Annotated in this window: 24 protein-coding genes; 2 read left to right on the forward strand and 22 right to left on the reverse strand. The window is 43.3% G+C overall.

Annotated features, from left to right (window positions below):
* Positions 1-88 precede the first annotated feature (88 nt).
* From yaaA to DF216_RS07585, 5 genes are all read right to left on the reverse strand, one after another.
* The gene (yaaA, locus tag DF216_RS07560; RefSeq protein WP_125827945.1) at positions 89-817 is read right to left on the reverse strand and encodes a peroxide stress protein YaaA; all 729 of its coding nucleotides are present in this window, start codon (positions 815-817) and stop codon (positions 89-91) included.
* Between the two features lie 79 nt (positions 818-896).
* Positions 897-1028: a DUF3953 domain-containing protein gene (locus DF216_RS07565; RefSeq protein WP_002874755.1), complete on the reverse strand. Its 132-nt coding sequence runs from the start codon at positions 1026-1028 to the stop codon at positions 897-899.
* Between the two features lie 86 nt (positions 1029-1114).
* Positions 1115-2710 (reverse strand): hypothetical protein, encoded by a 1596-nt coding sequence (locus tag DF216_RS07575; protein ID WP_129326453.1) that lies wholly within the window; start codon positions 2708-2710, stop codon positions 1115-1117.
* A gap of 11 nt (positions 2711-2721) precedes the next feature.
* Complete coding sequence (locus DF216_RS07580) at positions 2722-3132, reverse strand: peptide deformylase (protein WP_129326454.1); 411 nt, start codon at positions 3130-3132, stop codon at positions 2722-2724.
* A gap of 104 nt (positions 3133-3236) precedes the next feature.
* Positions 3237-5933, reverse strand: coding sequence for a cation-translocating P-type ATPase (locus tag DF216_RS07585; RefSeq protein WP_129326455.1), 2697 nt, complete (start codon positions 5931-5933; stop codon positions 3237-3239).
* A 295-nt stretch (positions 5934-6228) separates the two neighbouring features.
* Here DF216_RS07585 and DF216_RS07590 point away from each other — a divergent pair, with 295 nt between their 5' ends.
* The gene (locus DF216_RS07590; protein ID WP_129326456.1) at positions 6229-7422 is read left to right on the forward strand and encodes a cation diffusion facilitator family transporter; all 1194 of its coding nucleotides are present in this window, start codon (positions 6229-6231) and stop codon (positions 7420-7422) included.
* 53 nt (positions 7423-7475) lie between these two features.
* On the opposite strand, the gene DF216_RS07595 is transcribed toward DF216_RS07590, so the two are convergent.
* The 9 genes from DF216_RS07595 to cdaA form a co-directional block, all read right to left on the reverse strand.
* On the reverse strand, positions 7476-8087 hold the full coding sequence (locus DF216_RS07595; RefSeq protein WP_061454481.1) for a hypothetical protein: 612 nt from the start codon (positions 8085-8087) through the stop codon (positions 7476-7478).
* Positions 8084-9952 carry an ABC-F family ATP-binding cassette domain-containing protein gene (locus tag DF216_RS07600; RefSeq protein WP_129326457.1) on the reverse strand — a complete coding sequence of 623 codons (1869 nt, stop codon included), beginning with the start codon at positions 9950-9952 and terminating at the stop codon, positions 8084-8086. Before DF216_RS07600 ends, DF216_RS07595 begins: the two co-directional genes overlap by 4 nt.
* On the reverse strand, positions 9949-11148 hold the full coding sequence (locus DF216_RS07605) for a CCA tRNA nucleotidyltransferase (protein WP_129326458.1): 1200 nt from the start codon (positions 11146-11148) through the stop codon (positions 9949-9951). Before DF216_RS07605 ends, DF216_RS07600 begins: the two co-directional genes overlap by 4 nt.
* A complete protein-coding gene (dapB, locus tag DF216_RS07610) occupies positions 11145-11912 on the reverse strand; it encodes a 4-hydroxy-tetrahydrodipicolinate reductase (RefSeq protein WP_125827953.1) in 768 nt (255 codons plus the stop codon). The genes DF216_RS07605 and dapB overlap by 4 nt, the downstream gene beginning before the upstream one ends.
* A gap of 265 nt (positions 11913-12177) precedes the next feature.
* Positions 12178-13026: a DegV family protein gene (locus DF216_RS07615; RefSeq protein WP_125827954.1), complete on the reverse strand. Its 849-nt coding sequence runs from the start codon at positions 13024-13026 to the stop codon at positions 12178-12180.
* A 2-nt stretch (positions 13027-13028) separates the two neighbouring features.
* On the reverse strand, positions 13029-13403 hold the full coding sequence (locus DF216_RS07620) for a DUF1149 family protein (protein ID WP_001050090.1): 375 nt from the start codon (positions 13401-13403) through the stop codon (positions 13029-13031).
* Between the two features lie 73 nt (positions 13404-13476).
* The gene (gene glmM / locus DF216_RS07625; protein ID WP_129326488.1) at positions 13477-14829 is read right to left on the reverse strand and encodes a phosphoglucosamine mutase; all 1353 of its coding nucleotides are present in this window, start codon (positions 14827-14829) and stop codon (positions 13477-13479) included.
* 31 nt (positions 14830-14860) lie between these two features.
* Complete coding sequence (locus tag DF216_RS07630) at positions 14861-15646, reverse strand: CdaR family protein (protein ID WP_129326459.1); 786 nt, start codon at positions 15644-15646, stop codon at positions 14861-14863.
* Positions 15633-16490, reverse strand: coding sequence for a diadenylate cyclase CdaA (gene cdaA, locus DF216_RS07635; protein WP_129326460.1), 858 nt, complete (start codon positions 16488-16490; stop codon positions 15633-15635). The genes DF216_RS07630 and cdaA overlap by 14 nt, the downstream gene beginning before the upstream one ends.
* Before the next feature lie 136 nt (positions 16491-16626).
* Here cdaA and DF216_RS07640 point away from each other — a divergent pair, with 136 nt between their 5' ends.
* Entirely contained in the window at positions 16627-17595 is a 969-nt protein-coding gene (locus tag DF216_RS07640) for an NAD(P)/FAD-dependent oxidoreductase (protein ID WP_061454472.1), read from the forward strand.
* 32 nt (positions 17596-17627) lie between these two features.
* Here the strand turns inward: DF216_RS07640 and whiA are convergent, their stop codons facing one another.
* The 8 genes from whiA to cmk all read right to left on the reverse strand — a co-directional run bounded on the left by whiA (position 17628) and on the right by cmk (position 24171).
* Positions 17628-18539, reverse strand: coding sequence for a DNA-binding protein WhiA (gene whiA, locus DF216_RS07645; RefSeq protein WP_000011290.1), 912 nt, complete (start codon positions 18537-18539; stop codon positions 17628-17630).
* A complete protein-coding gene (locus DF216_RS07650) occupies positions 18536-19513 on the reverse strand; it encodes a YvcK family protein (RefSeq protein WP_129326461.1) in 978 nt (325 codons plus the stop codon). Before DF216_RS07650 ends, whiA begins: the two co-directional genes overlap by 4 nt.
* The gene (rapZ, locus tag DF216_RS07655) at positions 19510-20400 is read right to left on the reverse strand and encodes an RNase adapter RapZ (protein WP_129326462.1); all 891 of its coding nucleotides are present in this window, start codon (positions 20398-20400) and stop codon (positions 19510-19512) included. The genes DF216_RS07650 and rapZ overlap by 4 nt, the downstream gene beginning before the upstream one ends.
* A gap of 51 nt (positions 20401-20451) precedes the next feature.
* Positions 20452-20832 (reverse strand): RidA family protein, encoded by a 381-nt coding sequence (locus tag DF216_RS07660; protein ID WP_129326463.1) that lies wholly within the window; start codon positions 20830-20832, stop codon positions 20452-20454.
* Between the two features lie 9 nt (positions 20833-20841).
* Complete coding sequence (gene yihA, locus DF216_RS07665) at positions 20842-21429, reverse strand: ribosome biogenesis GTP-binding protein YihA/YsxC (RefSeq protein WP_020900580.1); 588 nt, start codon at positions 21427-21429, stop codon at positions 20842-20844.
* An 8-nt stretch (positions 21430-21437) separates the two neighbouring features.
* Entirely contained in the window at positions 21438-22670 is a 1233-nt protein-coding gene (gene clpX, locus DF216_RS07670) for an ATP-dependent Clp protease ATP-binding subunit ClpX (protein ID WP_002874765.1), read from the reverse strand.
* A gap of 201 nt (positions 22671-22871) precedes the next feature.
* Entirely contained in the window at positions 22872-23378 is a 507-nt protein-coding gene (locus DF216_RS07680; protein ID WP_129326464.1) for a dihydrofolate reductase, read from the reverse strand.
* Positions 23379-23496: 118 nt separating this feature from the next.
* Positions 23497-24171 carry a (d)CMP kinase gene (cmk, locus tag DF216_RS07685; RefSeq protein WP_129326465.1) on the reverse strand — a complete coding sequence of 225 codons (675 nt, stop codon included), beginning with the start codon at positions 24169-24171 and terminating at the stop codon, positions 23497-23499.

Raw genomic sequence — 24171 nt, forward strand, 5'->3', positions numbered from 1 at the left:
CAACAGAGCGAAAAAATTGCCCCCAAAAGGTCAAACTAAGAGGTTGACTTCTTGGGGACAGCTTATATTATTTTGAATTAAAGATACTTTACACTTGTTTTAAAAAGACGAGTTCTAAGTTACTTGATAAATCAGGTTGGTAGTCAAAACCTGCAAAACTGAGCTGGCGAGCTTGTTCGACTGTTTGGACTTGCCCCTCTATCAAGGCGGTCAAAAAGGCGCCACGGGCTTTTTTTGAAATAGTTGAGTGGATTTTCAGCTGACCTGCCTTGTCCTCCATAAATTTGAAGGTCACCATCTTTTCTCTAATTTCCTTCGAAAATACGGTTTCAAACTCTGATGATAAGAGTGAGAATATCAAGTTCTCATCCTGTAGGACCTCATCGTAGGCTGACTTCCAATGACTCTTTAAAGTCTTACCAGCAACTTTTAACTTCATCAAGAAGTCCAAACGGTGAGGAGCCATGGGAAATAAGGCAGGGACAACACCGTATAAAGCCGAGGTAATTAGGACATGATTTTCAAGATAGGTTTGTTCAGCCTCGGTTAACCCATCTCGTTTGATGTGGCGATACATGAGACCATCGAAAAGTTTCAAGGCTGGATAATGTTTAGCCCTGTGATCTTTTAAAGCTTGAATATGGCCGTACTCTTCTTCTGCTTTCTCGGCAGATACCTTATAAAAAGTCTCTAATTCACTAGCTGAGTAATGCGCCAGTGAGTCAAGGACTGCCTGACTTTCTTCCCTCAAAGGGAGCGCTTCGATACAAGGATGGTTTGTGTTCATTTCTTTTGCTGTTGGGATTAAAATTTTCATATTGTTAGTGTAGCATATTTTTCAATCACGACCAAGAATTTCATCTTAAAAACCTCGGTTCACACCGAGGTTTCTTTGTTTATTTTGGCCACCCTAACCAGATAGCCACGAGAACAAGGGCTGTGCCAGCTAAGCTTGTTAAGATAGATAAGAATTTATCTTTTTTCTCCTTGAACTGAGAAAACCTATTTTTATACTCAATGAAAATCAAAGAGCAAACTAGGAAGCTAGCCGCAGGCAGTACTTGAGTACGGCAAGGCGACGCTGACGTAGTTTGAATTTGATTTTCGAAGAGTATTATTGTACTTTAAAGGTCTTGAGATAATTATCTTTTCCAACTTGACCTTCGAAGGTTTGGCCATTTTCGAGGTAAGGAAGGTCGTCTGACACTGAAGCCTTGACCTTATAAATCTTGCCATCAACTTTAAAGAAGTAGACGGTATCCCCCTTGATGACAGCTGATTTAAGATCTGAAACCACTCCCTTGATGTTTTCTACCGTTTCATTATCAAGCTCGAGGTCGTTTTTATTGGCATATTTGCTAAGGAGTTCATCTACCGTAGTTGCTACGATAACGTTTTGGTACTCCACGGCATCGACCAATGCATACTCCTTGACCAAGCCTGCATTGTCCTTCAAGCCCATGATATAAAGAGGCTTGTCATTGAGATTAACAAGGATAGGGAAGGTAGCCTTGTAGGCCTTCTCCTGAACGGCTCCTTCTGCAGAAGCACGGGCTGATTCTTCGGTTGCTGAAGCTAGATTGTACTTGGTGATTTCACCAGTGCGCATATTTTCAAGGATAAATCCTAGATTACTTTCATCAGCATTTGCTGAAGTCACCCCTGTGTAGAGATAAATGTCATTTCCGATAGAAAGATAGTTATAACCCTCTGTCGTTTGGGTGACGTTTTTCTTAGAAATCAAGGCATTCCAGAAGCCGTCTTTATATTTGCCGTTGTAGTTAATTTGCTCGATGGTTTCTTCTGCTGGATAGACACGATCCACCCATTCTGGTACTTCATCCAAGCTGTATTCCTTGGTTTCGCCATTGGTAGCATCCAAGATAATAACAGATGAAGGACGAGGGACTCCTAGACCAAACTGTTTTTGATAAACGGTTGCTACATAGAAAGGATTGCCTTCATCATCCACCTCAAAGGATGGGGTTTTAAAAATCTTAGTCGGATACTTGATTCGAAGATGACGTTTGACGTCACGGTTAAAATACTCGGAGTCCGAATACTTCATCGGTGTTTTTAAATCTACCAATTCCGCATTCCCTGTCACCATATCAACCTTGATATACTCGCCAATTCCCTTGGCTTGATTGTTGAACCATTTGATGGGATCGGCATACTCCAAAGGAGTTACCCGATAGGGTTTGCCATCAACTGTTAGCTGGGTATAGGTGTCTGCTGCGACGTACTGGGAGACCTTATCTGTCAGAGAGCCCAGATAACGGTCCCCAATCTTTTCTGCAGTGCTCCGATCCAAGATCGGAACCTTACTGGTATCACTCTTAGGAAAATCTTTAAAGTCTTTTTCTGTGATAGACACCACATTAGCATAGTTTTTTGCTTGGAAAAAGCTAGAGGTCACTAGGCTAACCAGACCAGCAAGGGCAAAGATGAGGCCTGCCACCAGTAATAATATTCCACCTAATTTATTAAAATGGAACCCTTCTAGATTGAGCTCGTTAGCAGGCTTGCCATGACGTACATGAACAGTTTTGAGAAGATTAGTATCCTTGCGGAAACTAAACAAAATCCCCATCACCACCAGATGCCCACAGAGAAAGAAGATGAATTCCCAGCTAGTAAGATTGAAGGGGGGCAAAAAGATATACCAAGTCGTTGCGATAAAAACAAGTTCAAAGAGTATGCGTTTCATCGGAGTTCCTCCTAAATAATCCGTCCTTCCAAATGATCCAGTTCATGTTGGCATATCTGAGCTGGAAAATCTGTTAGCGTAATAGTCTGTTCCTGCCACTTGCTATCGCGATAGGATACCGTAATCGTTTCATAACGAATCGTCGTTCGAACCCCAGTCAAAGACAAACAACCTTCCTCTGTCTCGTAAGGTCCTTTATAGGAAAGAAGAATCGGATTAAACATAACCATGGGAACTAGGCCAAGATTAAAGATAATCACGCGCTTCTGCACACCAATCATATTGGCCGCCAGACCGACACAGGTTTCGCGATTAGCCAGCAGGGTATCCTGCAAATCCTTAGCCAGATAAAGGTCTTCTTGACTTGCAGGTTTCGAGACCTGCGACAAGAATAAGACATCTCGGACAATTTTCTTTTCCATTCTCTTACACTCCTTACAACTTCACTTTATTATAACACAAAAGGAGGTAACTTCTAGTCCTTTCCCTCAAATGCAAAAAAAGCCATCCGAAGATGACTTTCTTTTTAAATCGCGTTCTTATCAAGACCAAGTTTACGTTGAACAAACTTAACGATTTCTACGATAAGAATCATTGAGAAGCTTCCAGCTAGAACAATAGCCCATTGCGATAAGTCTAGTTTGGTTACGTGGAAGATACCTTCAAGTGGTTCTACGACGATTGTTGCCATGAGAAGAATGAAAGATACCAAGATAGACCAGTTGAAGGTCTTAGACTTGAATGGTCCAACTGTCAAGATGGATTGGTAAACAGACTTAACATTGTAGGCATGGAAGAGCTGAATCAAACCGAGTGTTGCAAAGGCCATAGTGAGGGCATCCGCGTGAATGGCTTGATTATCTCCTACATGGACCGGATAAGCAAGAGCAAGACCATAAACAGTCAAGACGAGTGCCCCTTGGAGTACACCTTGATAGATGATAGAACTCATGACTCCACCTGAGAAGAAGCTTGACTTACGTCCACGTGGTTTGTGGGTCATAACACCTGGCTCAGCAGGTTCAACACCAAGAGCGATAGCTGGGAAGGTATCGGTCACCAAGTTGATCCACAAGAGATGAACTGGCTGTAGAACATCCCAACCAAACAAGGTTGATAGGAAAATGGTCAAAACTTCAGCCGTATTGGCAGAAAGAAGATATTGAATAGTCTTTTGAATGTTTGAGAAGACCTTACGTCCTTCTTCAACTGCGACGATGATGGTCGCAAAGTTATCATCCGCAAGAATCATGTCAGATGCACCCTTAGAAACCTCTGTACCAGTGATTCCCATACCGATACCGATATCGGCTGTTTTCAGAGCTGGGGCGTCATTAACACCGTCGCCTGTCATAGCAACGACCTTACCTTGGTTTTGCCAAGCTTTCACGATACGAACCTTGTGTTCTGGTGATACACGCGCGTAAACAGAGTATTGACCAACTACTTTTTCAAATTCTTCATCAGAAAGTTCGTTGAGCTCTGCACCTGTCAATACATGGTCTTCCGAGTCATTTTCATCGATGATTCCCAGACGTTTGGCAATGGCTTCCGCTGTGTCTTGATGGTCACCAGTGATCATAATTGGACGGATTCCTGCTTCCTTAGCTACACGAACGGCTTCTGCCGCTTCGGCACGCTCAGGGTCAATCATACCGATCAAACCAGTAAAGATCAAGTTGTTTTCCAGTTCTTCAGAAGTGAGGTTTTCTGGAATGCTATCAATAATCTTATAAGCACCTGCAAGGACACGCAAGGCTTGGTGAGCCATTTCAGAGTTGTTTGTATGGATGAGGTTTGTAACCTTCTCGTCAATCGGAGCGACATCGCCAGCTTTATCACGAGCAACACAACGTTTCAAGAGTTGGTCTGGAGCTCCCTTAACCGCTACTAGGAATTTCCCATCTGGCAATGGATGAACAGTTGACATGAGCTTGCGGTCCGAGTCAAATGGCAACTCAGCGACACGAGGATATTGCTCTAAAAATCCTTTAACATCATAACCCTTGTCCAAGGCATACTGGATGAAGGCTGTTTCCGTTGGATCCCCGATCAGGTTTCCTTCTGCATCAATCTTAGTATCATTCGCTAAAACAACAGAACGAAGAAGAGGCATGTCCAAGCCGAGTTCAATGTTATCAGCAGAGTCATGTAGGACTGCGTCATAGAAGACTTTTTCAACGGTCATCTTGTTCATAGTCAGCGTACCAGTCTTATCAGAAGCGATGATCTCAGTTGAACCAAGTGTTTCTACTGCTGGCAACTTACGAACGATAGAGTTCCGTTTTGCCAAAACTTGAGTACCCAAGGCAAGAACGATGGTCACGATAGCTGGAAGTCCTTCTGGGATGGCTGCAACAGCAAGCGCAACAGAGGTCATCAACTCACCAAGTGGATCTTTTCCTTGAATAAAGACTCCAACTACAAAAGTAACAAGGGCAATGACCAAAATTGCATAGGTCAAGACTTTAGAAAGGTTGTTCAAGTTTTGCTTGAGTGGTGTATCTGTCTCATCCGCATCTTGGAGCATGCCAGCGATATGACCAACTTCAGTGTACATACCTGTATTGACAACAACACCAAGACCACGACCATAAGTCACGTTTGAGTTTTGGAAAGCCATATTGACACGGTCACCGATACCAGCATCTGCAGCAAGATCGACTGTCAAGTCTTTTTCGACTGGAACAGACTCACCTGTCAAGGCAGCTTCTTCGATTTTAAGAGAATTGGCTTCTAGCAAACGTAGGTCCGCTGGTACTACATCACCTGCTTCAAGAGCAACGATATCACCTGGCACTAATTCTTTTGAGTCAATCTCAGCCATGTGCCCATCACGGATAACGCGAGCAGCTGGACTAGACATCGACTTGAGAGCTTCGATGGCTTCTTCTGCTTTTCCTTCTTGGTAAACACCAAAAGCTGCATTGATGATAACAACGGCTAGAATAATGACGGCATCTGCAATATCTTCCCCACCAGAAGTTATGACAGACAAGATGGCTGCAGCCACCAAAATAATAATCATCAAATCCTTAAACTGTTCGATGAATTTAACCAAGAGAGATTTTTTCTCACCCTCTTCGAGTTCATTACGTCCATATTCAGCTAGGCGTTTCTGTGCTTCGCTTGACGAAAGGCCTTGCTCAGTTGCTTCAACCGACTTCAAGACCTCTTCAGGACTTTGAGTATAAAACGCTTGGCGTTTTTGTTCTTTTGACATGTGTCTCCTCCTTGACTTTGTGTGCAAAACAAGCTCTCTTTTGGTTTTATGACAAACAAAAAGAGACCTGTTAATCATAACAAGTCTCGCTGTTTAAGATAGCGCCGGAAAGCATACTTTGCAGTATACAATTCGGAATGACGACACTATCACAGGTTTCTGCCAGCTACTCCCTTGAGTAGTACTATTATATCAAAATTTGAATAATTTTCAAAGAGTAAAAACTGCCTTATTTGAATTTTCCTTTGAAAACCAGTATAATGGTAGAATATTATACGACTAGAAAGGAAGTCCGATGAACCAATCCATGTCAAATCTCAAGTTAGCGGAACGTGGGGCCATTATCAGTATTTCGACCTATCTGATCTTGTCTGCGGCAAAATTGGCGACTGGCCACCTCCTTCATTCTTCCAGTTTGGTAGCCGATGGTTTCAACAACGTGTCGGATATCATTGCAAATGTGACTCTCTTGATCGGGATTCGGATGGCGCGCCAGCCCGCTGACCGTGATCACCGTTTTGGCCACTGGAAGATTGAAGACCTGGCTAGTTTGATCACTTCCATCATCATGTTCTACGTTGGCTTTGATGTTCTGCGGGACACCATTCAAAAAATTCTCAGTCGAGAACAAACACACATTGACCCTCTGGGTGCTACTCTAGGAGTCTTATCTGCGGCAGTCATGTTCACCGTTTATCTCTATAATACTCGCCTCAGTAAGAAATCCAAATCCAAGGCTCTGAAGGCAGCTGCTAAAGATAATCTTTCTGATGCAGTCACCTCGCTTGGTACTTCCATTGCCATCCTAGCCAGCAGCTTCAACTATCCAATCGTGGATAAACTGGTTGCTATCATCATCACTTTCTTTATCTTAAAGACAGCATATGATATCTTTATCGAGTCTTCCTTCAGTCTTTCAGATGGTTTTGACGACCGTCTGCTGGAAGATTATCAGAAGGCTATCATGGAGATTCCAAAGATTAGTAAGGTCAAGTCCCAAAGAGGTCGTACCTACGGTAGTAATATCTACCTTGACATCACGTTGGAGATGAATCCCGACCTATCAGTCTATGAAAGTCATGAAATTGCAGACCAGGTCGAATCTATGCTGGAAGATCGTTTTGGAGTCTTTGATACCGATGTCCATATCGAACCTGCTCCTATACCTGAAGACGAAATTTTGGATAATGTCTATAAAAAACTACTCATGCGTGAGCAATTGATTGACCAAGGCAATCAACTGGAAGAACTCCTATCTGAAGACTTTATCTATATCCGCCAAGATGGAGAGCAGATGGATAAGGTTTCCTATCAAGCTGAGAAAGAACCTAAAGCTGCGATTACGGACATTCAGATTACCTCCATTAGTCAGAAAACCAAGCTCATTTGCTATGAGTTAGATGGTATCGTCCATACCAGTATCTGGCGTCGCCACGAAACTTGGCAAAATATCTTCCACCAGGAAACAAAAAAAGAAGACAAACAGTAACCCTATCCAGTGGATAGGGCTTTTTTGATTGATTTTCTTTAAGCTAAACTGGCTTATAGCTGTTTGGAAGATTTGCTTTTCGAAGCTTGTTTTGTCTCTTTTCTTGCTTGACGATTTTGTTCGATACGCCATTCTCTCTCATAGTACTTCATGGTCTCGTATACCCTTTCAGGAAGACCTACATCTAGTAGAATGATAGGGATGATCAAATCTGCTGACTGATGAAAAGAGAAACACCTTCTCTTCGGTAGGGCTAGAAGTGATTGGGATCTCACATTATCCTTGTTTTTAAAATAAACTTCAATCCGATAAGAATCCCCATACTTCCCTCGAATCCGAGAGAAGAAAAAGTCCTCTACATCAGCCCAAGCATAGAAATGACTGGCTTTCTTTGGATTCGGTTTGTAGTAAAACCCTTGAACAGTACATCTCAAATATTCCTTATCGGAGCTTAACAGTCTGTAGGTCTGATAAACTACGACTCCGGCGCAAAAAAGTACAAGCAGCATTAACAAAAGACTTATCGTATGAAGTCTGGTCCCCTTTTGTGAATACGAATGGAGATAATAGAGAAGTAACAAGAAGAAAAGCACAGAAGCTAGGCCAAACAAGGCATTCCAAATAATTTTCTTTGGACTACGTTTAATGACTTTTCCTTCCATCATGCTAACTCACTTAAATATTCATAGCGTTCATATTTTTCAAGGAGTTCTTCGTTTTTTTCATCGAGCTCTTTCTGAAGTGTCGCAAGTTTACCAAAATCAGAACCATTGGCCTGCATCTCCTCTTCAATAGCAGCGATACGGTTTTCTAAGGACTCAATATCTGCTTCAATGCTTGCCCACTCCTGCTTTTCTTGGTAGGTCATGCGTTTCTTATCTTCTCTGACCTTGACCACTTTTTCCTTTTCGGCCTTTTGAACTTGATTGACCATATCTGTTTCAAAAGCTTTTTCGTCAAGGTAGTCTGTGTAATGACCAAAGAAAGGACGAATGTTGCCATTCTCAAAGGCTAGAATCTTGGTCGCTACCTTGTCCAGGAAATAGCGGTCGTGACTGACTGTTAAAACAGGCCCAGCAAAACCTTGCAAGAAATTCTCTAAAACTGTCAAGGTCGCAATGTCTAGGTCATTTGTTGGCTCGTCCAAGAGGAGAACATTTGGTTTTTCCAAGAGCAGTTTAAGGAGATAAAGGCGTTTTTTCTCGCCACCAGACAACTTCTCAATCAAGGTTCCATGTGTCGAACGTGGGAAAAGAAATTGCTCCAGCAACTCAGCGATGGAAGTCGTAGAACCACCACTAGTCTTAACCTCTTCTGCTACTTCCTGCAGGTAATTGATGACTCGTTTGCTTTCATCCAAGCTTTCGAGTTGTTGAGAGAAATAGGCGATACGGACTGTTTCACCGATGATGACTTGACCTGCTGTCGGCTCAAGAATTCCAGCAATGAGATTAAGAAGAGTTGATTTTCCGACGCCATTATCACCAACGATACCGATACGGTCTTTGGCTTGCACCAAGAAGTTAAAATCTTGTAAAATCGGCTTGTTCTCATAAGCGAAGGAAACATCTTTAAACTCGATGACCTTCTTACCAATCCGACTGGTCTCAAAGTTCATGGTTAAGTCTGTCTCAGTAGGATTATCTGAAACTTCCTTTTTCAAGTCGTGGAAACGATTGATACGAGCCTGCTGCTTGGTCGCACGTGCTTGCGGTTGTCGGCGCATCCAGGCCAATTCTTGCTTATAGAGTTGTTCCTTTTTGTGGAGAAGTGCCGCGTCACGCTCATCTTGTTCTGCTTTGAGACGAACATAGTCCTGATAATTGCCCTGATACTCCGTCAAACCAGCTCGGTCCAACTCGAAAATTCGTGTTGACAACGCGTCTAGGAAATAGCGATCATGGGTGATAAAGAGAACCGTCTTCTTGGAATTTTTCAAAAAGAGTGTCAGCCACTCAATGGTCGCAATGTCCAGATGGTTGGTCGGCTCATCCAGTAACAAGAGGTCGTGGTTGCCTAGGAGAACTTGCGCCAACTGAACCCGTCTTCTCAGACCACCTGACAATTCCCCAACTGGAGTCGACAAGTCCTGAATCCCCAGCTTGCTGAGAACGGTCTTGACCTGACTTTCGATTTCCCAAGCTTGGAGAGAATCCATCTCAGCCATGACCCGTTCCAAACGAGCCTGCTTGTCCTCAGTGTAGTTGAGCATGAGGAGTTCATACTCACGAATGAGCTGGATTTCCTTGAGGTCGCTAGATAGAACCGTATCCAAGACCGTCTTGCTATCATCGAACTCTGGATCCTGAGTCAGGTAGCCAATCTTGTAATCACTCTTAGCTGAAAAAGGACTGACATCCCCATCAAAACCTGAAACTCCCGAAAGAACATCCAAAAGAGTGGTCTTACCCGTTCCATTAACACCAATCAGACCGATTCTATCCAAATCATGGATAATAAAGGAAATATCTTTAAAGACTGTCTTATCCCCAACTGATTTGCTTAGCTTTTCAACGATAAAATCACTCATTTTCTCTCCCTCAGGTAATCATGGATGGCTTCGCGGTCATTGTCCAATTCTCCATCAACAATGGCAAACTCAATCTCTGTTAAAATCTCTCCCAAATCTGGACCAGGCTGGTAGCCGTACTCTTTGATGAGAATACCTCCATTGATTTGGATTTCTTTCTTATCATGAATGGTCAAACTCTGGTAAGTTTCTGTAATGGCTTGTGGATTGACTGCTTTTCCTTGGGCCTGACGAAGCCTTTCAGCTTGTAGAAGGGAATCCAAGTCAAAGCGGTAACAATCACGCTTGCTCAATTCTCCCTTTTCACGCAAAGCTAAAATAGTCAGCAAATCCTGAACCTGCTTGGCAAATTGACGTGAGGTTTTCCAATGCTTCAAAAATGGTTGAGCATCCTCAATTTCTAGTACCCACAAGAGGGCCGCCCAGGCTTGCTCAGAAGACTCAAAGGTGAAATCAGTCTCCAAATCAAACAGTCTGTTAAGCTTGTCCCGACTTCCTGCCATATCAGGGAGATAGTCATAAGCTTGACTCTCAATCATGGAAGACAAGCCAACTCTCCAAAAAGGTGCTAGCAAGAGCTTGTCAAATTCAACAAAGGTACGTTCTACAGAAATCTTCTCCAAGAGCGGAGTCAAGGATTTCATCGCTTCGAATGTTTCTCTCTCAAGTTCAAAACCAAGACTGGCCTGAAAACGAAAACCACGCATAATACGTAGAGCGTCTTCGTTGAAACGCTCACTAGCAACACCCACTGCTCGCAAAACTTGGTTTTCCAAGTCTTTGAGACCATCGAACAAATCAATAATTTCACCTGTCTCATCCAAGGCAAAAGCGTTGACTGTGAAATCACGGCGTTTGAGGTCTTCTTCTAGTGAACGCACAAAGGAAACTGCACTAGGTCTGCGATAGTCTACATAGACATCCTCTGTCCGAAATGTCGTCACCTCATACTCCTCGTCTCCATCTAAAACCAAGACGGTTCCGTGCTCGATTCCGATATCGGCTGTACGAGAGAAAATCTGCTTGGTCTCTTCTGGATAAGAAGAAGTCGCAATATCCACATCGTGGATGGGACGATTGAGTAGGGCATCTCTGACGGAACCCCCAACAAAATAGGCTTCAAAGCCTGCTTCTTTAATTTTTTCTAATACTGGTAAAGCCTTCTGAAATTCAGAAGGCATTTGCGTTAATCTCATAATAAGTGTTCTAATCCATAGACAAGCTCATGACGCTTGACAACTTCTTTGATTCCCAAATTCACCCCTGTCATGAAGGAGCTGCGATCATAGGAGTCATGACGGAGAGTCAATCCTTCTCCCTGATTGCCAAAGATGACTTCCTGATGGGCTACCAAACCTGGTAGACGGACTGAGTGGATGCGCATGCCATCAAAGTCAGCACCACGGGCACCAGCAATCAACTCTTCCTCATCAGGCGCACCTTGCTGAATAGACTCTCGAACTTCTGCCATCAACTCAGCTGTTTTGATGGCTGTTCCACTTGGAGCGTCCTTTTTCTTGTCATGATGAAGCTCGATAATCTCCACATTTGGGAAATATTTAGCAGCCTGGGCCGCAAATTGCATGAGCAAGACAGCACCCAAGGCAAAGTTAGGGGCAATCAAACCACCCAAATTTTGCTTACGGGAAAGTGCTTTTAATTCTGCAATTTCTTCACTAGTGAAGCCTGTTGTTCCAACTACTGGAGCAAAGCCATTTTCAAGGGCAAAGCGGGTATTTTCGTAGGCAACGGCTGGTGTAGTAAAGTCTACCCAGACATGAGCTTCAAAACCAGCCAAGGCAGCCTTATCATTGAAGACAGGAACCCCCTGCCATTCTGATTCAGACTCAAAAGGATCCAAAACTGCAACCAAGTCCAAGTCAGGATCAGCCAAGACCATCTGGCAGGCAGCTTGACCCATCTTCCCCTTAAAACCGGCAATAATTACTCGAATACTCATCTCTACTCCTATTCAAGATACAAAGGACGCTAGTTGCCCATGAAAAATAAGGAATGGCGCTGACTTTCCATGAAAGGCAAGACAGGCATCTTTTTTCAAGAGGCAGGTAGTCCGTGTTCAATTATCAAGATACAAAGCCTGTAAGAACATAAAGTGAAAATAGGAGTTCTGATCAAGGAGTGTCTACTCCTTGGAAGAACTATCTTTTTCACACAGGGTTCCAGACGTGTTCAATTGCTAAGATACAAAACCTGCCCAGACAAATCTAGACAACTGGCGTATAGCTCAAAGCGATACTGCCTTCTCCAAGGTGGGTCCCAATGACACTACCAAAGCTAACAATTGGAATCTCAGAATTCACACCACCCTCAATCAAGAGTTGGCGCAAATCTGCCGCCTTTTGGGGAGCATTGCCATGAATGACAGTGATACGGTAGTCCCCGTCTTTTGTCAACTCTTTAATGATTTCGACCAAACGTTTGGTTGCCTTCTTTTCCGTACGAACTTTTTCGTAAACTTCAATCACACCTTGGTCATTGAAGTAAAGAATGGGCTTGATACTGAGAAGATTTCCTAGGATGGCCGCCCCATTTGACAGACGACCTCCCTTAACCAAGTGATCAAGGTCGTCTACTATGATAAAGGCGGAGTTATCAGCTATTTGGATAGCCAATTTCTCCTGAATCTGAGCAAAATCATCGCCCTGTTCTGCCCATTCAAAGACACTCTCCACCATAAATCCTAGAGGAGCACTTGTGATATGGGTATCAGGAAAGGCAATGGTCAAACCTTCGTACTCGTCCAACATATATTGGATATTCTGATAAAAGCCTGAAATTCCTGACGAAAGGAAGAGTCCCAAGACGTGGGTGTAGCCCTCTTCTTTCAAGGAACTTAAAATCTCATCCAATTTGGCAATGCTTGGTTGACTGGTCTTAGGCAATTCTGCAGACTGAGCCATCTTTTGATAAAATTCCTCAGCAGTCAGATTCACACCTTCGACATACTCCTCCCCATCAATATTGACAGGAATATCCAAGATATATAGATTCTCTCTTTGCAGCGTCTTCTCCTCTAAATAGGCTGAAGAATCTGTAATGACAGCTAATTTCATGACTAAAACTCCAAATTGATCCCTGGAAGATCCAAGGCGATTTCTGTTACTTCATACGTCAAACGGTTGAGCATGTTCAAGCATGGACGCGCCAAGTTTTCGACTTCTTCTTGGTTAAATTCGCTTGGTTCGTTGACAATACGACCTTCCACATGGTTAACTTGGGAAATCGTTCCACTGATGACAAATTTGTCAAAGACAATCATGAAACTCAAGATAACAACTAAAGAAGTCACTTGGTTTTCTTGGTCATGTTGGAGTAACTGAAAGTTCACGTCTACCTTTGTTTCAGGAGCTCCATTTTCATTTTCCCATTCAAAGTTACGAGCATCAAAGTGATACTGGCTAACAAATTCTTGTTCTCGTTTAAGGTTCATTTTTCTCTCCAATAAATACAAATTACACTGTCATTGTAACATATTTTTTTATTTTCATCTAGTTTTCTAGGCTTTAGTCAATTCCGATTTCATCTTTAACCACAGCAGCAATCGTATCTACATAGTAGTTGACTTCTTCTGTTGTAGGCGCTTCTGCCATGACACGCAAGAGGGGTTCTGTTCCACTTGGACGGACAAGGATACGACCGTTTCCTGCCATCTCTTCTTCCATCTTTTCGATGATTTTCTTGATGGCTGGTACTTCCATGGCTTTTTCTTTCATGGCATTTTCCACTCGGATATTGACCAGTTTTTGTGGGTAAATCGTCACTTCTGCTGCCAGTTGAGACAAGCTCTTACCTGTTTCTTTCATGATTTTGGTCAATTGGACAGCTGATAATTGACCATCACCTGTTGTATTGTAATCCATCAAGATAACGTGACCAGACTGTTCACCACCAAGATTGTAGCCTGATTTTCTCATTTCTTCGACAACATAGCGATCTCCAACTGCAGTGACTGCTTTGTTAATGCCAGCACTATCCAAAGCCTTATGGAAACCAAGGTTAGACATGACGGTTGTTACGATGGTGTTTTGAGCTAACTGTCCTTTTTCAGAAAGGTATTTCCCGATGATGTACATGATTTTATCACCATCAACGATGTCGCCATTTTCATCAACAGCAATCAAGCGGTCGCTGTCTCCGTCAAAGGCCAAACCAATAGCTGACTGGCTTTCTTTGACTAGTTCTTGGAGAGCTTCTGGGTGTGTTGAACCAACATTTAGGTTGATGTTAAGACCATCTGGTGTCTCCCCGATTACAGTCAACTGGGCACCTAGATCAGCGAAAATCTGACGGGCACTTGTAGATGCTGCACCGTTGGCTGTATCCAAAGCCACTTTCATTCCCTCAAGAGGAGTTCCAGTTGAAACAAGATAGCCTTCATACTTACGCAAACCTTCTGGATAGTCCACTAAGGTCCCCAAGCCCTCTGCACTCGGACGAGGAAGAGTATCTTCAGCAGCATCCAGCAAAGCTTCGATTTCTGCTTCTTTTTCATCATCAAGTTTGAAACCATCCCCACCAAAGAACTTAATCCCATTATCAAGGGCTGGATTGTGACTCGCTGAAATCATGACGCCTGCACTGGCTCCCTCAGTTTTAACCAAGTAAGCTACTGCTGGTGTTGCAAGGACACCGAGTTTGTAGACGTGAATCCCTACTGATAGAAGACCTGCCACCAAGGCAGATTCTAACATTTCTCCTGAGATACGTGTATCACGTCCTACAAAGACTTTAGGGGCTTCCGTTTCATGTTGGCTAAGAACATAACCACCAAAACGCCCCAGTTTAAAGGCCAACTCTGGCGTTAGTTCTACGTTTGCTTCTCCACGGACTCCATCGGTCCCAAAATATTTACCCATTTTGTTAATCATCCTTTTCTACTATCTTTGTTTATTCTCGTTTAGACGAGTCTGGTTTTGTTTCTGAACTCGTTGAAGACGAACTACTAGCTGAGGAGCTCGTTGATGATGAGCTCGAGCTAGACGATGCTGGTTTCGTTGTAATTTTCATAGTTGTATCAAATGGCATAATGACACTTGGTAAGACATTTCCATTTTTATCAACCGCTTGTAGAGGAACAGAAGCTGAATAGTTACCTGTTATCCGTTCACTCGTTGGTAAGATGGCAATGACACGATCCACTTTGGAGAGGGTTTCCTCATCACTAATAACCGTTACTTTTTCATCTGACACAGTAACTGTATCGATTTTCACGCGAGAATCAATCTGGCTAGGATCAATCTCTGGCACAACGATTACATTGTCTCGTTTTGCTTTTTTACCGACCTTCACTGTTATCTTTTGCGGAGTTGCAACAGCCGTCAAACCACTCGGTAAATTTTCAATGGTTAGAGGAACTTCAATGGTCCCTACACTGGCATTGGTTAAGTCAGCTTTGACCTTGAATTTCCGAGTGCTTTCCTGCATCTCGCTCGCTAGAGCAACTCTATTTGATCCAGTTAGGAAGACAGTCACCTCAGATGTGAAACCACTGATAAAGTACTGGTCACTATCATACTGAATATCGATTGGGACATTAAGAACCGTATTGGTATAGGTTTCCGTCCGCACCTGTCTGGCACTATTATTATTCTGATAGTTTGTTGAAGTCGCATAGATAAAAAGAATGCAGGCGAAAAAGAAGGAAGAAATGATGTATAGACTATTTTTTCTCATGTTTCAATCCTCCTAGCAAGCGCTCTTTCAGACCATGTTTTTCCTCTGATGTTGGAAGCAAGATTCTTCTTAACTCCGATTCAAACTCTTCCAAGGTCAAATCATGCTTAAAGACTCCATTATAGGTGATTGAGATTCCACCCGTTTCTTCCGAAACCACAAAGGTAAGAGCATCAGATACTTCTGACAAACCAATCGCCGCCCTGTGGCGTGTTCCAAACTCTTTGGAAATCTCTGTATTTTCAGTTAGTGGCAAGTAGGCTGAAGTAACAGCAATCCGATCTTCTCGGATAATGACCGCTCCATCGTGCAAGGGAGTGTTAGGAATAAAAATGTTGATGAGCAATTCAGCTGAAATCTTGGCATCTAGGGGAATCCCAGTTGAGATGTATTCCTGCAAGGTTCTCACGCGCTGCACCGCTACCAGAGCACCAATTTTACGCGGACTCATGTACTCGACTGATTTGACAAAGGCACGAACCATTTGCTCTTCCGCACTAATAGGTGCGTTGGAAAAGAAATCTGTCGCCCGCCCCAATCTCTCCAAACCAGTCCGAATCTCTGGTGAAAAGATAACCACTGCTGCGATGACCCCGTAGGTGATAATCTGATTGATCAACCAGGAAATGGTCGTTAAGCCAATCATATTGGACAGAATCTGGGCTAGAATAAAGACCAAAACTCCCCGAACCAAGATCATGATTTTAGTCCCTGCAATGGCTTTGGTAAAATGGTACAAAATATAAGTCACAATCAAAATATCAATCAGATTGGTGACTATAGTCCAAGGACTTGAAAACAAACTCGTCCAGTATTGCCAATTGGATAATTGTTGAAAATTCATCCTTGGCCTCCTCCCTGTCAAAACACTTTCCGACCTATTATACCATTTTCTGTCCATTTTTTCTCTATCCTACTTCATTTTAAATTAAGCAAAATTATGATAAAATAAACTGACTAGAAAAAACGAAGGAGAAATCATGTCTCAACTCTATGATATTACCATTGTAGGAGGCGGTCCTGTCGGCCTCTTTGCTGCCTTTTACGCCCATCTACGCCAAGCCAAAGTCCAAATCATCGACTCCCTTCCCCAGCTCGGTGGCCAGCCTGCCATCCTCTACCCTGAAAAACAAATCCTTGATGTGCCAGGTTTCCCAAATCTAACTGGAGAAGAGTTAACCAATCGTCTAATTGAGCAGTTATATGGCTTCGACACACCTATTCACCTCAATGAAACCGTTCTTGAGATTAAGAAAAATGACGATTTCTTTAGCATTACAACCACTAAAGGAAACCATCTCAGCAAAACAGTCATCATTGCTATGGGGGGCGGTGCCTTTAAACCACGTCCACTCGAATTAGACGGTGTTGAGAACTATGAAAATATCCACTACCACGTTGCCAACATCCAGCAATACGCTGGTAAGAAAGTGACCATACTTGGTGGAGGGGACTCAGCAGTTGACTGGGCATTGGCTTTTGAAAAAATCGCCCCAACTACTCTCGTTCACCGTCGAGATAACTTCCGTGCCTTGGAACACAGTGTGCAAGCCCTGCAAGCATCATCTGTGACTATCAAGACACCATTCGTTCCTAGCCAACTCCTTGGAGCTGGAAAAACACTTGATAAACTTGAAATCACCAAAGTCAAATCGGATGAAACCGAAACGATTGATCTAGACCACCTCTTTGTCAACTACGGCTTCAAATCTTCTGTCGGTAACCTTAAAAACTGGGGTCTGGACCTCAACCGACACAAGATTATCGTTAATAGCAAGCAAGAATCCAGCCAAGCAGGTATTTACGCTATCGGAGACTGCTGCTACTATGAAGGAAAGATTGATTTGATTGCGACAGGACTGGGTGAAGCGCCTACTGCCGTCAATAATGCTATCAACTACATCGACCCTGAGCAAAAAGTACAACCGAAACACTCAACTAGTTTATAAGAAAAGAACCACGGATTAACTAATCCGTGGTTTTATAATTCATCTGCTATTTTATTAATTTTTCTGAGTCTGTGGTTAACTCCACTTTTGGTTAGGGGATTGCTCAGGCTATCTGCCAACTGCTGGATAGAGTAGTCTGGGTGCTGGATCCGCAAGCGAGCCACCTCCTGCAAATCCACTGGTAAATTTTCTAAGCCCATTCTATCTTTGATTTTACTGATATTGTTTATGGTCTTCATGCTGGCAGAAACCGTCCGAGCGATATTGGCTGTTTCAGCGTTATTAGCTCGATTGAGATCGTTACGGGTTTCACGCAAAATCTTGACACGCTCAAAATTATCACGCGCCTGCATGGCCCCAATCACGATCAAGAAATCCATGATGTCCTCTGCACGCTGGAGATAGGTGACTGCACCTTTCTTACGCTCAATGACCTTGGCATCCAGTAAAAATTGCTGGAGGAGAGAAGCCAGTCCTTGGGCGTGATCCAGATAAACGGAACTGATCTCCAACTGGTATTTGCCAGACTCAGGATCACGGATACTTCCATTTGCCAGAAAGGCCCCACATAAGTAAGCACGACCAGCTTCTTCATCTGCTAAAATATCAGGATCGATGCCTGTCTCCAAGCCAAAGAAGGAATCCGCAAGCCGCAAATCAGCTAAAAGTTCCTGCACCCTCTCATCAGTATAGACCGTATAGACACGATTCTTGCGAAGATTACTTCGCTGATGGTGACGGATCTCTGACTTGATTTCATAAAAATGGAGAAAGGACTCATAAAGGTGCCGAGCCAACTTGGCATTTTCAGTCACAACAGACAAGGTCAAGCCCGAAGTCGAGAGACCAATACTACCAGACATCTTGATGATGGCTGATAATTCATGGCGACTGAGATGGTGTTGACCAAGAATTTCCTCTTTTACTGCAACTGTAAAACTCATTTTCTCACCTGTATGATGCGCATCAATTCATCCACAATCAAATCCCCATCGTGGAAGGCTCCTCCATTTTCCAAACGAAGGAAGTTGGATGAAATCACACGAGGCACCTGCTTGCAGAGACCAGCAAAATCATGTTCCACCTGTACCAAATACTCATCAAAACGGTTGGTATCCATGTATTCTCTAGGAACCTTTTCGATATTAACCAAGACCGTATCAATAAAAGGTCGACCTAAGTGTCGATGGAGAACTTCCACGTGGTCACTGTCTGAAAAGTGCTCTGTTTCCCCACGCTGGGTCATGATATTGCAGACATAGGCTATCTCCGCCTTGGTCTCCAAGAGTGCTTGACCAATCTCCTCAATGACAATATTGGGCAAAATCGATGTAAAGAGGGAGCCAGGTCCCAAGACAATCATATCACTCTCTAGAATGGTAGTGACTACTCGACGGCTGGCTTGTGGTGTTTCATCATCCAAAGTATTGGTCACATAGACATGGTCAATCATGCCTGGATGATCTGCAATGTGACTCTCACCTGCCACCTCAGAACCATCTTTAAAAACTGCATGCAATGTCAAAGGGTGGTCACTTGATGGGTAAATCTTTCCTGTTGTATGAAAAAACTTACTGAGTAATTGCATAGCATTATAGGTAGAACCTTGCATTTCAGAGAGTCCTGCTATAACGATATTTCCTAGTGGATGGCCCGCAAAAGCTCCAGCCTCTTCTGAGAATCGGTACTGAAAAACCTTCTCATAAAACTTTGGCATATCTGACATGGCCACAAGGACATTACGGAGGTCACCTGGTGGTGTCAGCTGGTGAATATTTTTTCGTAGCTCACCCGAAGAGCCGCCATCATCGGCGACCGTTACGATGGCTGCGATGTCAACATCCTTTTCTCGCAAACTTTTCAAAATGACAGGGATACCAGTTCCTCCACCAATCACCGTTATCTTTGGTTTTCTCATGAACGGTTTACCGTTTCCTTTCTTCGGTCTTTGTCACGATGACTTTCATTGACAGGCCAGTTTTTAGCAAGGTCCTCAGCTATGCGCTTGGCAAAGGCTACACTACGGTGCTGTCCACCTGTACATCCCACTGCAATGGTCAAAACGGACTTGCCTTCTTTTTTGTAACTTGGCAAGATTGGCTCAATCAAGGCGAGCAAGTGCTGATAGAAACTTTCCGATTCTGCATGTTTCATTACATAGTTGTAGACAGGCTCATCCAGCCCCGTTTGATTACGGAGTTCTGGTAGGTAATAGGGATTTGGCAAAAAACGGACATCAAATACCAAGTCCGCATCGATAGGAATACCATACTTGAATCCAAAAGACATGACCTCAATACGGAAAGACTGGGCTTGTTCTTGGTCCGAAAATTGCTCAGCAATGGTCTTACGTAGTTCACGAGGGGTGAGTTCTGTCGTATCTACCACATTTTGGCTCATGTTTTTCAGAGGTGCCAAAAGTTCACGTTCCAGCTTGATGCCATCTAAAATCCGACCATCTGCTGCTAGAGGGTGACTCCGTCTGGTTTCCTTATAGCGAGCAACCAATTCCTTATCTGCTGCGTCCAAAAAGAGAATTTTGAAATCCAAATCATCCTGGTTTTCCAATTCATCCAAAACAGCCTGAATTTCCGAGAAGAAGGAACGGCTACGCATGTCTACAACCAAGGCCAGTTTGTGGTCATCATCTTTGGCTTCGACCAACTGTAAAAACTTTGGTAAGAGGGCTGGTGGCAGATTGTCAATCGTAAAATACCCCAAATCCTCGAAGGACTGAATGGCTACGGTTTTTCCTGCGCCACTCATCCCTGTCACAATCACTAGGTGAAGTTGTTTTTTTGTCATCTATCTCTCCTTATATCAAAAGAAGTTTGGCAGAGCCAAACTTCAACTAGCTTATCCAATCTCTGCGATGACTTCAATTTCGACTTTCACATCGCGAGGAAGACGAGCTACTTCCACAGCTGAACGAGCTGGGAATTCCTCTTTGAAGGCCGTTTGGTAAACCTCGTTAAAAGGAACAAAGTCGTTCATATCGCTCAAGAAGCAAGTTGTTTTGACAACGTGGTCAAAGTCTGTTCCTGCTTCTGCTAAAATAGCACCAATGTTTTTCAAGACTTGTTCTGTCTGTTCTTGGATGGTCTCTCCTACGATTTCTCCAGTTTCAGGAGATAGGGGAACTTGACCGCTAGCAAACAAAAGATTGCCAACGATTTTCCCTTGAACATAAGGTCCGATAGCCTTTGGTGCCTTATTTGTATGAATTGTTTTTGCCATTTCTTTCCCTCATAATTTTTCTAATATTGCATCCCAAGCCTGATCCATCCCTGCCTTGCTGACAGATGAAAAGAGGATGAAGTCGTCACTTGGATCAAAGTTTAATTTCTTTTTGATAGCAGATTCGTGCTTGTTCCACTTACCACGAGGAATCTTATCCGCCTTAGTCGCAACGATGATAACTGGGATCTCATAATACTTAAGAAATTCGTACATTTGCACATCATCTGCTGATGGGTCATGGCGGAGATCAACCAGACTGACCACTGCACGGAGGTTTTCCCGAGTTGTGAGGTACTCCTCAATCATGCGCCCCCACTTTTCACGTTCCTTTTTGGAAACGCGGGCATAACCATAACCAGGCACATCCACAAAACGCATCTTGTCATCGATGTTAAAAAAGTTGAGAAGCTGGGTTTTCCCAGGTTTCCCTGATGTACGGGCAAGATTCTTGCGGTTTAGCATGGTGTTGATAAAGCTAGACTTGCCAACATTGGATCGTCCTGCAAGGGCAATCTCTGGCAGTTCATCCTGCGGATAGTGGGACTTATTAGCCGCACTGAGCAAGATTTCAGCATTGTGTGTATTAAGTTCCATAGTCACCTCTAGGCTGTTTCTAGGATTGGTTTTTCCGTTCCATCGACAGCTTCTTTTGTGATGCGGACCAGTTTCACATTTTCTTGACTCGGTACTTCAAACATAACATCTAGCATGGTTTCTTCGATGATGGAGCGAAGGCCACGAGCCCCAGTCTTGCGTTCGATGGCTTTATTAGCAATCTCTTGAAGGGCTTCGTCGTCAAATTCCAACTCAACATCATCATAAGATAGCAAGGTTTGGTATTGTTTGACCAAGGCATTTCTTGGCTCTTTCAAGATGCGAACCAAGTCATCCACTGTCAATTGTTCAAGGGCTGCAAAGACAGGTAAGCGTCCAATCAACTCTGGAATGATACCGAATTTTTGAATATCTTCAGCAATGATTTCTTGCATGTAGGAGCTGTTTTCATCAATCGCCTTATTATTTTGACCAAAGCCAATAACCTTTTCACCCAGACGTTGTTTAACGATTTCTTCGATGCCATCAAAAGCACCACCCACGATGAAGAGGATGTTTTTAGTATCCACCTGAATCATCTCTTGTTGTGGATGTTTGCGTCCACCTTGAGGCGGCACGCTAGCAACAGTCCCCTCGATAATCTTAAGAAGGGCTTGTTGCACCCCTTCACCAGAAACGTCACGTGTGATTGACACGTTCTCGCTCTTCTTGGCAATTTTGTCAATTTCATCCACGTAGATAATCCCACGCTCTGCACGTTCGATGTTAAAGTCAGCAGCCTGCAAGAGTTTGAGGAGGATGTTTTCCACGTCCTCACCCACATAACCAGCCTCAGTAAGAGCTGTCGCATCCGCGATAGCAAAAGGCACGTTCAAGCTCTTAGCCAATGTCTGGGCCAAGAAAGTTTTCCCAGAACCAGTTGGACCAATCATCAAGATGTTTGACTTCTGCAAATCCACATCTTCTGACTCTTCACGCGTATCGTGGAAATTAATGCGTTTGTAATGGTTGTATACAGCCACTGCCAAGGCACGTTTGGCACGATCTTGACCAATCACATAGTGGTTCAAGATATTAAGGAGCTCGATTGGTTTTGGTACTTCAGACAAGTCTGCCAAGACTTCCTCAGCCAACTCCTCTCGAATGATTTCCTGAGCCAACTCCACACATTCATTACAGATAAAGGCGTTGTTCCCAGCGATTATTTTCTTTACTTCTTCTTGGCTCTTGCCACAAAATGAGCAATAAACCATCATATCATTTTTCCTATTTGTAGGCATGATTTCCTTCCATTCTAATTTATCATTCTATCTAAAATAAGGTCATATAAAAAGCATGAACACTGTTTACTAGATTGGTAAAAGCATTCAACCAGAGTAAGGCAGACAGTCCATAGCGCTTCTTACGAAAAGCCTGTGCTCCCGCCAAAATACAGATTACACACAAGAAAGCTGTAAAAAATCCAAATATACTGCGCTCCATTAGACTTCCTTTCTCTTTCGGTATTGGATGGTAAAATCATAGTCATTTTTCTCATCACGGGTGTAAGATTTACTTGCAACTGTTTCAAAACGAGACAAGTCAAACTCCTCAGGGAAATAGGTATCTCCCTCCACCTGAGCATGAATCTGTGTCACGATGATTTCATCTAAATAGGGCTCAAAAGCCTGAAAAATCTGTTTTCCACCAATGATATAGAGATTTTTGTCCTGACTCTGATACCAAGCTAAAACAGACTCCACATCTTGAAATACGAGCGCACCATCCACGACTTGGTCACTGTTTCGTGTCAAAATCAAGGTTTGGCGTTTGGGAAGCAGACGACGCCCCATTCCATCAAAAGTCACTCGTCCCATCAAGATGGCGTGGTTCAAAGTTGTTTCCTTAAAATGTTGCAACTCTGCTGGCAAATGCCAAGGGAGACGGTCTTCTTTACCAATCACACCTTTTTCATCTTGGGCCCAAATGGCTACGATTTTCTTTGTCATACTTCCGTCCTTTTTATTGATACTACTATTTTATCAAAAAACTCCCAAAAAGACTGTTTTCAAATGCTCCCCAAAGAGAGAAAAAAAGCAGGCTAGCCTTAGCCTGCTTCACCTGTCACTAGGACATGCGTTTTTTTGCTTCTGATTCAATTTTTTCGACTACTTCTTGGATACTTAGTCCAGTTGTGTCAAGGTAAACTGCATCCTCAGCCTGTTTGAGAGGCGAAGTTTCACGATGACTGTCCTTGTAGTCACGCGCCGCAATTTCCTCTTTTAGGGTCTCAAGGTCTGTTTCAATCCCTTTAGCAATATTTTCCTTGTAACGTCGTTCTGCTCTTTCTTCAACAGAGGCTACTAGGAAAATCTTGAGTTCAGCTTGTGGTAATACAACTGTCCCAATATCCCGTCCGTCCATCACAATACCACCTTGCTGAGCAATCTCTTGTTGGAGAGAAACCAGTTTCTCGCGTACTTCAGGAATAGCAGCGATGCTTGAAACCTTGTTGGTCACTTCATTTTCACGAATCGGATGAGTAATATCCACATCCCCTACAAAAACAAGTTGTTCACCTGTTTCTGAACGTCCAAAACTAATGGGGTGTTGGTTAAGAAGCTCAAGAAGTTGGTCTACGTTTCCTGCATCCAACTGATGCTTGAGCGCTATATAAGTCGCAGCACGGTACATAGCACCTGTATCCAGATAAGTGTAACCAAAATCTTTAGCGACAATCTTTGCGACCGTACTCTTACCACTCGAAGCTGGGCCATCGATAGCAATTTGAATTGTCTTCAT

Source organism: Streptococcus oralis (assembly GCF_004127215.1).
Classification (GTDB): Bacteria; Bacillota; Bacilli; order Lactobacillales; family Streptococcaceae; genus Streptococcus; species Streptococcus oralis_BD.